General features: G+C 70.6%; 1 protein-coding gene (running past one end of the window). It reads left to right on the top strand.

The genetic code is table 11. The features are described 5' to 3' along the window. Positions 1-14,238: the 3' portion of a non-ribosomal peptide synthase/polyketide synthase gene (locus QAD21_RS18285; RefSeq protein WP_280359938.1), read on the top strand. Its footprint begins 25,956 nt before the window's first position; only the last 14,238 of its 40,194 coding nucleotides appear in the window; its start codon lies beyond the left edge, outside the window; it ends in the stop codon at positions 14,236-14,238.

Below are 14,238 nucleotides of genomic sequence, written 5' to 3'. Positions count from 1 at the left end.
GCGGTGAACGCCGCGCACGAGGCCGGCGTCCGTGTCATGACCGTGGACGCCTCGGTGCTCCTGGACGTCGACTCGGCGGCCGCCGCCCCGGTGTCCGACGACGAGCGACTCGCGCCGCTGCGCCCGGACGATGCGGCATACACCCTCTTCACCTCCGGGTCGACCGGACGTCCGAAGGGTGTGACCCTCTCACACGCGGCCGTGCTCAACCGCCTGTGGTGGGGCCTGGACGCGCTGCCGATCGGCCCCGACGACGTCGTGATGCAGAAGACGCCGTACACCTTCGACTGCTCGGTGCCGGAACTGTTCGCGCCGTTGGCGATCGGTGCACGCGTGGTCGTTCTCGCCGACGGTGGTCACCTCAATCCGCGGCAGGTGGCCGACGAGATCGCTCGCACCGGCACGACGATGGTGCACTTCGTGCCGTCCATGCTCTCGGTGTTCCTCGAGGTCGTCGACCGCGAACAGCTCGCCGCGCTCGACACCCTCCGGATCGTCTCGACCACGGGTGAGGCGTTGCCGCCAGCGGTCGCGGCACCGGTGCGCGAACTGTGGCCGGATGCCTGGTTCTTCAACCTGTACGGCCCGACCGAGGCCGCGGTGGAGATCACGTTCGAGCGGATTCACTCCGTCGCCGCGGATGATCCGACGGTGCCCATCGGCGTTCCGGTCTGGAATTCGTCTGCAGTGGTGTTGGATTCGCGGTTGCGCCGGGTCCCTCCCGGCGTGCCCGGAGAGCTCTACCTCGGCGGGGTCCAACTCGCCCGCGGTTACGCCGCCCGGCCCGATCTGACCGCTGAGCGGTTTGTCGCCGACCCCTACGGTGAGCCGGGGTCGCGTCTGTATCGCACCGGTGACCTGGTGCGCCGCCGTCCCGATGGTGTGCTGGAGTATCTCGGCCGCACCGACTTCCAGGTCAAGCTGCGCGGACAGCGTATCGAGCTCGGTGAGATCGAGGCGGTCATCGCGTCGGCGCCCGGCGTCGTGCACGCTGCGGCGACGGTGGCCACGGCACCCGGTGGCGGCGAACACCTCGTCGGTTACGTGGCGGGGGTCCCGGGTGAGCGTCTCGACATCGACGCGGTGAAGGCCGTCGTCGCGGAAGCGTTGCCGGAGTACATGCGGCCGAGCGTGTGGATGCCGGTGGAGGACATCGCGTTGAACACGGCGGGCAAGATCGATCGCCGCTCGCTTCCGGAGCCGGTGTTCGCTGCCGGTGAGTATGTGGAACCGGCCGACGAGGCCGAGGCTGCCGTGGCGGCGGTATTCGCCGACGTGCTGGGGGTGGAGCGGGTCAGCGTCACCGACTCGTTCTTCGATCTCGGCGGTAATTCGTTGTCGGCGATGCGACTGGCCGCGCGGGTCGGCGAGGTCACGGGGACCGACATCTCGGTGCGTGACCTGTTCGACGCACCTAGCGTCCGCGAACTGGCCAGCGCCAGTGCGGATCTCGATGCCGCGCGCGCGCCGATCGTCCCGGTGGTTCCGCGACCCGAACGGATCCCGCTGGCGTTCGCCCAGCAGCGGATGTGGTTCGTCAACCAGGCCGACACCACCTCGTCTGCGTACAACCTGCCGGTCGTGCTGCGGCTGTCCGGGGCGTTGGACACCGAAGCGCTGCATGCCGCACTGATCGACGTGGTGTCGCGGCACGAGTCGTTGCGGACCACGTTCCCGTCCGCCGACGGCACGCCGTATCAGAAGATCAACCGCGCGTCGTCGGTCGCCGCACGTCTGGACTGGCAGGAGGTGTCCTCGCAGGCAGAGATCGAGGCTGCGGTGTCCGCCGGCTTCGATGTCTCGCGGGACTGGCCCATCCGCGCGCGGATCTGGGAGGTGGCCCCGGACGAGCACGTCTTCGCCGTCATAACCCACCACATCGCCTCGGACGGTCAGTCGATGATGCCGCTGGTGAGCGATGTGGTGACGGCCTACCTCGCCGAATCGGCCGACACCGATCCCGAGTTCGGGGATCTGGAGGTGCAGTTCGCCGACTTCGCGATCTGGCAGCACGAGGTGCTCGGTTCGCCGGACGACCCCGAATCGGTGGTCGGACGTCAGCTCGCCTATTGGACCGACCGTCTGGCCGGGTTGCCCGACGTGATCGAACTGCCCACCGACCGACCGCGCCCCGCGCGGGCCAGCCAGCGCGGCGGCCGGGTGACCTTCACCGTGCCCGCCGAACTCGGCAACCGGATCGCGAGCATCGCGCAGGACACTGGCACGACCCCGTTCATGGTCGTGCACGCGGCGCTGGCCGCACTGCTCTCACGGCTGTCGGCCACCGACGACATCGCGATCGGCACCCCGATCGCGGGACGCGGTCAGCGCGTGCTGGATCCGCTGATCGGCATGTTCGTCAACACGCTCGTCCTGCGCACACAGGTGAATCGCGACCGCGGTTTCGCTGACCTGCTCGAGGCGGCGAAGGACGCGGACCTCGAGGCCTTCGCCAACGCCGACGTCCCCTTCGAGGTGGTCGCCGACGCCGCCGGGGCGCAGCGGTCCGCCGCGTTCGCACCGTTCACCCAGGTGTGGCTGACCTTCGACCAGTCCACTCTGCCCGAACTGGCCGGGTCCGATCTGTCGGTGGGCGAGATCGCCGGGTTGCAGGTCAGCCCGGTGACCACCGAACGCATCCCGGCACGCGTCGACCTGCTCGTCGGGATCTCCCAGCCGGGCGACACCCCGGACGGGTCGGGCACGGACTGGGCGGGCACCATCACCTACGCGGCCGATCTGTTCGACGAGTCGTCGATCTCGCGGATGGCCGACCAGCTCACCGCCCTGCTGGACGGGGCGCTGACCGACCTGGAGACCCCGCTCGCACAGATCGCCCTCGGCGACACGACGTCGCTGGCCGAACTCGCTCGCGCCGCAGCGCAACCCGAGCCGGACCGCAAAACGGTGTCGATCGCCGACTCCGACGCGGTCGTCACCGGGGGACCGGGAACCGAGCCGGTCGTCTTGGGCGATCTGTTCGCCCGGGCCGCCGCGAAGTGGGGTCCGCGTCAGGCCGTCGTCGACGCCGACAACGTCTGGCTGTCCTACGCCGATCTCGACGCGCGGTCGAACCGCCTGGCGCGCTGGCTGATCGGTCAGGGCATCGGCCCGGAGAAGCTGGTCGCGCTGGCGATCGGCCGCTCCGTGCAGCTGCTCACCGCGATCTGGGCGGTGGCCAAGACCGGTGGTGGGTATGTGCCGATCGACCCGGACTATCCCGCCGAGCGGGTGGCGAACATGGTCGAGGATTCGGGTGCGATCCTGGGCCTGGCCGTCGAGGCATCCGGAACTCTTCCCGGAGAACGTTTCTCGTGGCTCCGTCTCGACGACGCCACGCTGTCCGCCGAGATCGAGGCGCTGTCCGACGCGCCGATCACCGCAGCGGATCGTCGCGGGCCGGTACGGGTGGACAACGTCGCCTACGTGATCTACACCTCCGGCTCCACCGGGAGACCGAAGGGCGTCGCCGTGACCCACTCGGGTCTGGCGAACTTCGCCGCCGAGGAGATCCGGCGCTCGGGCGCCGACGAGTACTCGCGGGTGCTCGGCTTCGCCTCGCCCAGCTTCGACGCGTCGGTGCTCGAGTACCTGCTCGCGATCGTGTCCGGCGGCGTGTTGATCTACCGCCCCGCCGACGCGGTCGGCGGCCCGCCGCTGCAGGACCTGATGATGCGACAGGCGATCACCCACACATTCCTGACGCCGACCGTGCTCGCGACCATCGAACCGCAGGCAGTCCCGGCCCTTCGGGTCGTCTACGCCGGTGGCGAGGCCGTGCCGCAGGCGCTCAAGGACAGCTGGGCTCCGTTCCGGAGGATCCAGAACCTGTACGGCCCGACCGAGACCACGATCGGCGTCACCATCAGTGCGCCCATGGCGGTGGGCGAGCCGGTCTCGCTCGGCGGCCCGCTCGCCGGCGTGGGCCTGATGGTGCTCGACGCGCAGTTGCGTCCGGTCCCCATCGGGGTCGCAGGTGAGCTGTACGTCAACGGCGGCGCGCTGTCGCGTGGATACCTCGACCGCCCTGGCCTGACCGCCGATCGGTTCGTGGCGAACCCGCACGGTCTCCCGGGTGACCGGATGTATCGCACCGGTGACATCGTGCGCTGGAAGCAGGATTCCACCGGCGCCCCGGTCATCGAGTACTCCGGGCGCAGTGACGATCAGGTGAAGCTGCGCGGTCTGCGCATCGAACTCGGTGAGATCGAGGCGGTTCTCGCCGACCATCCGGCGGTCCGCTCGGCCGTGGTCGTCGGTGTCGGCGGTTCGGTCGCCACCGCGCTGGCCGCCTATGTGGTCGCCACGGGCGCCGACGTCGATCCGGCAGTGCTGAGAGCATTTGTCGGCGAACGACTTCCGGCGCACATGGTGCCGGCATCGGTGGCGGTGCTCGACGAGCTCCCGCTGACCCCGGTCGGCAAGCTCGACAAGGCGGCGCTACCCGAACCGGTGATCGAGGTCGGCGAGATCGTGGCACCGGAGACCGACCAGGAAGCCGCGGTCGCCGCGGTGTTCGCCGAGGTGCTGGGCATCGACCAGGTCAGCGTGACCGAGTCCTTCTTCGATCTCGGTGGCAACTCGCTGTCGGCGACGCGCGTCGCCGCCCGGGTGGGCGAGGTGCTCGGGGTCGAGACCTCGGTGCGCGACCTGTTCGAGGCGCCGACGGTGCGTGCGCTGGTGGGCGAGGTGTCCGGACACGCCGAGGCGCTGCCCCCGATCGTCGCGAACACCGAACGGCCGGAACTCGTCCCGCTGTCGTTCGCACAGCAGCGGATGTGGTTCATCAACCAGTTCGATCCGTCGCTGCCGACCTACAACATCCCGGTGGTGTTGCAGGTGACCGGACCTCTGGACACCGACGCACTGCACCAGGCGATGGCCGACGTGGTGGGACGCCATGAGGTCCTGCGCACCACCTTCCCCTCCGTCGAGGGAGCGGCATATCAGCTGATCCACCCGCGCGAGCAGATCGCCGAACGCCTCGACTGGGGAATCGTGGCGGATCAGCACGAACTGGAGAACGCGATCGTCGAGGGCTTCGACGTGAGCGCAGACTGGCCGATCCGTGTGCGGGTCTGGCCGGTCGAACCGGGGCGGTCCGTGGTCGCAGTGATCGTCCATCACATCGCCGCCGACGGCGAGTCGATGAATCCGCTCTTGGCCGACGTGATGAACGCCTACGACGCGCGGGTCGCCGGGCGGGCACCCGACTTCGAACCGCTCGAGGTCCAGTTCGCCGACTTCGCGCTCTGGCAGCACGACGTCCTCGGCGACGGGTCCGACCCGGACTCGGTCATCGGCGCCCAGTTGTCCTACTGGGCAGCCAAACTCGCCGATCTGCCCGAGGTGCTCACGCTGCCGTTCGATCGGCCGAGGCCACTTGTCGCCTCGCAGCGGGGCGGCCGGGTCGGTGCCGCGATACCGGCCGAGATCGGCGACCGCGTGCGTGATCTCGCCCGCGAGGCCGACGCGACGCCGTTCATCGTGGTACACGCGGCGCTCGCGGTTTTGCTGGCGCGTCTGTCGGCGGGTGAGGACGTCGCGATCGCGACGCCGGTGGCCGGACGCGGCCAGCGTGTCCTCGACCCGCTGGTCGGTATGTTCGTCAACACTCTCGTCCTCCGCGCGCAGATCGCCCCGTCGATGACGTTCGCCGAACTCCTCGAGCAGGTGCGCGAGACCGATCTCGAGGCCTTCGCGAACGCCGACGTCGCCTTCGAGACGCTCGTCGAGCGACTCAACCCCGTGCGATCCGAAGCGTTCGCACCACTCGCGCAGGTGATGTTGACCTTCGGCCAGACCGCAATACCCGAGATGGGAGCCGACACGGCGCCGGCCTCCGTCGCCGGTCTCGACATCGAACCGATGTCGCCCGCGGACCCGCCGGCGAAACTCGACCTCACCGTCGGTGTCACCGTCCCCGAGCGCGACGGCGACTGGCCGCTCGAGTTCGTGTTTGCGCGGGACCTCTTCGACGAGGACACCGTGGCGCAGCTGGCCCGCAGGTTCGTCGCGCTCCTCGACCAGCTGACGGCGCGGACCGAGGCGCCGGTGGCCGAGGCGGCGCTCCTCGAACCCGCCGAGGTCGAAGAGATACTGCGACGATCTCGCGGCGCCGAGATCGCCGTCCCGGCGGGATCGGTGGCCGACGCGCTCTCGTTTCGCGGGGCGCGGTCGCTCGACTCGATCGCGCTGACCTTCGCCGACCGTGAGCTGACTTACCGCGAGTTCGGCGCTCGCGTCGCCGATCTCGCCCGGGAACTCCTCGGTCTGGGCGTCGGTCCCGACGTCGCGGTCGCGGTGTGCATCGATCGCGGCGTGGAGATGGTCGTTGCCGTCCACGCCGTGGCCGCCGCAGGTGGCCGATACGTGCCCATCGACACCGCTGCCCCGGGGGACCGGGTGCGCTACATGGTGGACACGGCCGGCGCGCGGGTTCTGCTCGTCGGACCGCGGTCCGTCGCGGCCGACCTGTCCGGCCTCGACGACGGGATCCGTCGTGTCACCGTCGATTCCACCCGCGAGGTGGACCCGGCGACACCGCCGGTCACCGACGCGGAGCGTGTCCGCCCGATCCGCGGGGACGACGCGCTGTACACGCTGTTCACCTCCGGTTCGACCGGGCGGCCGAAGGGCGTGACGGTGTCCCACGCGGCGGTGGCCAACCGGTTGTGGTGGGGACTCGACGAATATCCGTGGACCGCGGGGGACCGGATCATCCAGAAGACGCCCTACACCTTCGACGTCTCGGTGCCGGAGCTGTTCGCGCCGTTGCTGACCGGTGCGACGATGGTGATCGCCGAACCGGGCGGCCACGCCGATCCGCTCTACATCGCCGATCTGATCGCGTCCAGCGGCGCCACCTCGGTGCACTTCGTCCCGTCGATGCTGTCGGTGTTCCTCGATGTCGTTCCGGCCGAGACGATTTCGCGCCTGGGTACGCTCCGGTGGCTCTTCGCCTCCGGTGAGGCGCTGCCGCCCGCGGTGGTGGCCCGTGCCCACGAGCTGCTGCCGCACGTCCAGATCGTGAACCTGTTCGGTCCCACCGAGGCAGCGGTCGAGGTGGCCTACGCCGACGTCACCCGGGCACCGTCGGTCGTGCCGATCGGCGTGCCGGTCTGGAACACGACCACCCATGTGCTCGACGCGCGACTGAACCCGGTCCCTACGGGAGTCCCGGGCGAGCTGTATCTCGGTGGCGAGCAGGTGGCCCGCGGGTACGCCGCGCAACCGGGACTGTCCGCGGAACGCTTCGTGGCCGACCCGTTCGGCCGGCCCGGCTCGCGGCTCTACCGCACCGGCGACCTCGTGCGGTGGAACACCGACGGGGAGATCGAGTACCTCGGCCGCACCGACTTCCAGGTGAAGCTGCGCGGCCAGCGCATCGAGCTCGGCGAGATCGAGTCGGTCGTGGCGGCCGCGCCCGGGGTCGTGCACGCCGCGGTGACGGTGGCCGCCGCGCCGGGCGGCGGACAGCATCTGGTCGCCTATGTCGCGCCGTCGACCGTGGACCTCGAGGTCCTGCGTGACGCGGTGGCACAGGCACTTCCGGAGTACATGCGTCCGACCCTGTGGATGCCGATCGACGACGTCGTGCTGAACAGCGCGGGCAAGCTCGACCGCCGCGCCCTGCCCGCACCCGACTTCGCGGGGCTCGACGCCGATTACGTCGCGCCCGCCAACGCGTCCGAGGAGACCCTGGCGAGCATCGTGGCGGGTCTGCTCGGACTGGAGCAGGTCTCGGTCACCCAGTCGTTCTTCGCGCTCGGCGGCGACTCGATCATGTCGATCCAGCTCGCCTCGGCGGTTCGCGCCGCCGGGTTCACGCTGACACCGCGAGACATCTTCGAGCAACGCACCATCCGGGCGATGGCTCGCGTGGTCGCCGGTGAGGCGCATCGCCTGCCGGCGCTCGACGAACCCAGTGGCGGAGCGCATGGCGACCTGCCGCTGCTGCCGGTGATGTCGTGGATGATCGAACATTCGTCGGAGCCCGGCGATTTCGCGGACTTCTCGCAGTACCGGGTACTCCACGCGCCGTCGGGGCTCACCGTGGACGCGTTGTCGGAGTTGCTGTCCGAGCTCATCGCGGTGCACCCGATGCTGTCCGCCCGTCTCACCCGCGACGGTGACCGCTGGCAACTCGCCGCCGGCTCCGGCAAGAGCCCAGATGGTTCGCACACCGGTAGTCCGAGCGCGGCGCCGTACGTGTTCGCCCGGTCGTCGGCCGCACCGGTGGGTACCCCCGGCCACGACGATGACCTGCGCGCCGCGCATGCCGAGGCGCTGGCACACCTCGACCCGTCGACCGGTGTGCTCGTCGCGGCCGGCATCGTCACCGACGTCGACGGCGTCGGTCGGGTCGTCCTGGCGATCCACCATCTCGGTGTCGACGCGGTGTCCTGGCCGATCATCGTCGAGGACCTGGTGATCGGATGGGCGCAGCGGGCAGCGGGTCAGCCGATCGCGCTGCGGGCCGAGGCGACGTCCGAGCGGGCGTGGGCCCACGCGGTCGGCGCACAGACCGACCGGCGCGCCGCCGAGCTGCCGTACTGGCTCGAGCGGCTCCCGGCCCGGCCCACCGATCTAGGGATCGACTTCGACGCGTCGCGGGACCGGTTCGCCACCGAGGTGTCGGTGGTCCACGCATTCGACGCGCAGGTGACCGAGGCCGCGCTGACCTCGGTGCCGGAAGCGTTCCGCGGCAACGCCAACGACGTTCTGCTCGGTACGTTCGCACGTGCGGTGCGGGCGTGGCAGGCCGAGCGCGGCATCGCCGACGTCGCACCCGTCACGGTCCTGGTCGAGGGACACGGCCGTAAGGACGAGATCCTCACCGACGACGGCGAACGCGCAGTCGACCTTTCCCGCACGGTCGGCTGGTTCACCACCATCGCCCCGGTCGCCGTCGACCCGTCCACCGACGTCGCCCATGCGGTGAAGTCGGCCAAGGAGGAACGCCTCGGGCAACCCGACGGTGGGCTCGGTTTCGGTGTGCTGCGCTATGGCGCCGACACCGAGCTGGCCCGGCGTCCGCTGCCGAGCATCGGGTTCAACTTCTTCGGCGCCGGCCGAGCCGGACGCTCCGCGGCCGAGCCCGCGCAGGACGTCATCCCGTTCACCGGTGCGCCCGGCACACCGGGGATGCCGCCATCGGTGTCGGGCGCAATGGTCGCGCTGAACCCGTTGAGCGTCAACGTCGGAACGCGGAGCGACGGCGAAGCCCGTCGTCTCACTGCCAACTTCACGTTCCCGTCGGCACTGTTCGGGACCGACGACATCACCGCGCTCGCCGAGCTGTGGGCCGATGAACTCGCCGCCCTCGCACAGCATGTCGCCGTGGTCGGCGACCCGGGCCGCTCGCCGTCGGACGTGCCGGGTACGCAGGTCACCCAGGCCGAGCTCGACGCACTCGCGGTGCGTTTCCCGGGTGCCGACGTCTGGCCGCTCACGCCGCTGCAGGCGGGTCTGTACTTCCAGTCGCAGATGGCGACGCGCGACCCGTCGGTCGGCGGGAGTGTGCCCGCGGCGGGAGCCGGCAGCGTGGACGTGTACGTCACCCAGGCCGTCCTGCATCTCGGGGGCGACGTCGACCGATCGCGATTGCGGTCGGCCGCAGAGGAACTGGTGGCGCATCATCGCGTGCTGCGCAGCGGATACGTGCGTACCCCCGGTGGTGCGCTGGTGGCGGTCGTGCCCCCGCGCGTCGACCTGCCGTGGTCCGAGGTGACCCTGGAACCGGGTCTCGACCCGGACGATGCCGCGCAGCGGGTCCGCGAGATCGCCGACGCCGAACGGATCACGCCGTTCGACCTCGAGGCACCACCGCTCGTGCGGTTCGTCGGTGTCGAGCACGGCGCCGGTTCCGCGACGACGCTGAGCCTGATCGTGACCAACCACCACATCCTGCTCGACGGCTGGTCCGGGCCGCTGGTTCTCGCGGACCTGCTCGCGCTCTACGCCGGGGTCGGCCCGTACACGGCCACCATCGCCGCGGAGACCGACTTCGGTGATCACGTCCGGCGTCTCGCCGCCACCGACCGGGCCGCAGGTCTCGCCGCGTGGCGGGAGGTGCTGTCGCCACTCGAGGAACCGACGCTGGTGTCCGGCGCCGAGGAGGCCACGACCACTTCGTTGCCGCGCAATCACGAGGAGTGGATCGACGCCGAGACGACGGCCGCGATCAACCGGCTCGCCCGCGAGCGCGGGGTCACGGTCAGCACGATCCTGCAGTTCGCGTGGGCGGTACTGCTGTCGCGTATGACCGGCAACCGGGTCGTCGCCTTCGGTGAGACCGTGTCGGGCCGCCCGTCGGACCTCGACGGTGTCGAGGGCATGGTCGGCCTGTTCATCAACACGGTCCCGAGCGTCGTCGACGTCGATCCGACCGCCGCAATCGGTGACGTGCTCGCCGCGATGCAGGCCGACAAGGTTGCAGTCCTCGACCATCAGCACGTCGGCCTCGCCGACCTCACCGCGCTGGCCGCGATCGGTGCGCTGTTCGACACTCTCACCGTGTTCGAGTCGTTCCCCGTGGACTCCGACTCGCTGTCGACCGCGGACACGTCTCTGGCCGGCGGTCTGCAGATCGTCGGCGTGGATGCCGACGACTCGACGCACTATCCGCTCAACCTCGCGTCGTCACCGTCGGGAGACCGCCTGCTGCTGAAGCTCAAGTACTTGCCGTCGGCCTTCGCCGACGACCAGGTGCGCGTGTTCGGTGCGGCGCTGCGCGAGATCCTACGGACGACCGTCGACGACGCGGATCGGCCGACCTCGGCGATCGCCCTGCTCGATGCGGCGGCAGCCGCCGAGCTCGCCCCGGTGAACGGTCCGGCGGCGCCGGAGCCGCGACTGCTGGGCGAGGTCTTCGCCGACGTCGCGGCCACGCATGCCGAGATCGTCGCGGTCACCGACGGCACCGGCGCATCGCTCACCTACGCCGAGCTCGACGAGCGGTCGAATCGTCTCGCGCGGTGGATGACCGGTCGCGGGATCGGCGTCGATCACGTGGTGGGGCTCGCGGTGGGACGCACCGTCGACCGTCTGGTCGGGCAGTGGGCCCTGGCGAAGCTGGGTGCGGCGTACCTGTCCGTCGACCCGACGCTGCCCGCCGATCGCATCGCGCACATGATCACCGATTCCGGTGTGCGACTGGTCATCACGTCCGATCGACGAGGCCCGGATTCGGGCGTCGACGTTCCGAGCGGCGTCGAGTCGATCGATGTGCACACCCTCGCCGCGGCGGTGCGCGAGGTCGACGGCAGTCCGCTCACCCCGGGTGAGGTGTCGGGTGCCCCGCGTCTCGACGCGCTCGCCTACGTCATCTACACCTCCGGCTCGACCGGTGTGCCCAAGGGTGTCGCGGTCACCCATCGTGGTGCACACGCCTTTGCGGTCGCCGAGGCGAAGCGGTTCGCTATCCGTCCGGGTTCACGTGTACTCGGTTACGCCTCACCGAGTTTCGACGCCTCGGTGCTCGAGTGGCTGCTCGCCTCGACCTCGGGTTCGACGCTGGTCTACCGGCCGGACGAGGTCGTCGGCGGCGAGGTGCTCACCGGATTCCTCCGCGAGCACGCGCTGACGCACGTTTTCCTGACACCGAGTGTGCTGGCGACGGTCGAACCCGACGAGCTGCCCGCACTGCGGATGCTCGCCTCGGGTGGTGAGGCGGTTTCCACCGCCCTCGTCCGCGCGTGGTCGCACCGGGTCGCGTTCCACAACGCGTACGGTCCGACGGAGACGTCGGTGGCGGTCACCATCAGCGGTCCGCTCGATCCGGACGGACCGGTGACCATCGGCGCGCCCGTGCCGGGTACCGGCCTGCTGGTCCTCGACCAGCGCCTGGCGCCGGTGCCCGTCGGGATGGCCGGCGAGCTGTACGCCACCGGCGTCTCGCTGGCGCGCGGTTACCTCCGCCGACCGCAACTGACCGCCGAACGGTTCGTGGCGTCCCCGTTCGGGGTGCCCGGCGATCGCATGTACCGCACGGGCGACCGTGTCCGGTGGGTGCGCTCGGCGTCGGGTGAGCTGGTTCTCGAGTACCTGGGACGTTCGGACGACCAGGTGAAGCTGCGCGGGCTGCGCATCGAACTGGGCGAGATCGAGAACGCGCTGTCCTCGTATTCCGGTGTCCAGACGGCCGTGGTGCTCGGGGTGGGCGGGTCGGTCGCGTCGTCGTTGGCCGCCTACGTGGTGTCGGCGTCGGAGGCGCCTGCCGTCGACGTCGGCGATCTGCGCGACCATCTCGCGGATCGGTTGCCGTCGTACATGATCCCGGCGACGATCACGGTGCTCGACGCCCTGCCGCTCACCCCGACGGGCAAGCTGGACAAGCGGGCCCTGCCCGCCCCGGAGGTCGAGGCGGACGACCCCGTGGCCCCGGAGACGGCGGCCGAGGCGCGCGTCGTGGCCGTCTTCGCCGACCTGCTGGGCGTCGACGCGGTGTCGGTGACGGGTGACTTCTTCGCCCTCGGCGGCAACTCGCTGTCGGCGACCCGCTTGGCCGCACGCGTCGGCGACGCGTTGAACGCCGACATCGGCGTCCGGGACGTGTTCGAGTCGCCCACCCCGCGGGCCCTGGCCGCTCTCGGAGAACACCGCGGCGGGTTGCGCGCTCCGGTGATCCGGGTCGAGCCCAGACCGGCGGAGATCCCGCTGTCGTTCGCGCAGCAGCGGATCTGGTTCATCAACCGCCTCGATCCGGCGTCGGCGGCGTACAACCTGCCGATCGGTGTCGAACTCGGCGGTGAGCTCGACGTCGAGGCCCTGAGCGCGGCGATCGGCGACGTCGTCGCCAGGCACGAGATCCTGCGGACCACCTTCCCCGCCGTCGACGGCCGGCCGACGCAGGTCGTCCACGACGCCGACGGTCCGGCCGCGCTCCCCCGGCTCGTCGAATGTGCCTCGGAGGCCGAGCTTCTCGACGCGCTGTCGGCCGGGTTCGACGTCACCACCGAGGTGCCCGTCCGGATCCGGTTGTGGCAGCGCGGCGAGGGTTCGTGGGTCCTGCTCGCGGTGCTGCATCACATCGTGGGTGACGGTGAGTCCATGCGGCCGCTGTTGGCCGATGTCGTGACCGCCTACCGCGACCGTGCGGCCGGCCGCACGCCGGAGCTGCCGCCGCTGCCGGTCCAGTTCGCCGACTACGCACTGTGGCAGCAGCGCGAGCTCGGGGCGGTCGACGACCCGACGTCGGTGGTCGGCCGGCAGCTGACGTACTGGCTGAGGCAGCTCGCCGGGGTACCCGACGTGCTGGAGCTACCCGCCGACCGGCCTCGCCCGACGGTGGCGTCGATGCGGGGTGCGCGGGTGGACTTCGAGATCCCACACGAGGTCGCGACGCGGATCTCGGCGCTGGCGCGCGACCGCGGGATGACGCCGTTCATGGTGGTGCACGCGGGCCTGTCGGTGCTGCTCGCCCGGGTCACCGCGACCGACGACATCGCGGTGGCCACGCCCATCGCGGGTCGCGGACGCGCCGAGATCGACCAACTGATCGGCATGTTCGTCAACACCCTGGTCCTGCGGGCCGAGGTCGACCCGTCGATGAGCTTCGCCGAACTGCTCGAGGACACCCGGGTCGTCGACCTCGACGCCTTCACCAACGCCGACGTGCCGTTCGAGACACTGGTCGAACGTCTGAACCCGACCCGGTCGCGGGCGTTCTCGCCGCTGGCACAGGTCATGCTCACGCTGACCAACGCCGGCAGCGGTTCACCGGTGCTCGAGGCGGAGGGGCTGCGGGTCGCGCCACTCGAGTCGCCGGTCACGTCCGCCCAGCTCGACCTGACGGTCGCGGTGGTCGCCCGTCCGGACCGGTCCTGGTCGGCGTCGATGGTGTACGCCACGGACCTGTTCGACGAGGGGACGGTCGAGCTGTTCGCGCAGCGCCTGGTTACGCTCCTCGACGGGCTCACCGCCCGGCCGGATGCCGCGGTCGGGGAGTGTCCGCTCGTGACGCCTGCGGAACGTGATCGCGTGCTGGCCTGGTCGGCGGGTGCCGCGACGCGGCCGACCGGTGCGACCCTGCCGGGCATCGTCGGATCCCGGCAGCCCGGCGCGGGGGAGCCGGGAGTCGGCGAGAACGGTGTGACCGGCCGCGAGGTCGGGTACAACGGTCGCGGCGGGTACAACGGCCTCGACGATCCTGACAGGTACAACGGCCTGAACGGGGACGCGGGTCGCTACGGTGACGATGGTTCCGACGGCAGTGGTCCCGGTGGGGATGACTGA

Origin of the sequence: Gordonia sp. SMJS1, from assembly GCF_029866425.1 — a bacterium.
Taxonomy (GTDB): Bacteria; Actinomycetota; Actinomycetes; order Mycobacteriales; family Mycobacteriaceae; genus Gordonia; species Gordonia hongkongensis.
Note: the sequence above shows the minus strand (reverse complement) of the source record. Positions and strands in the feature narration are given on the sequence as shown.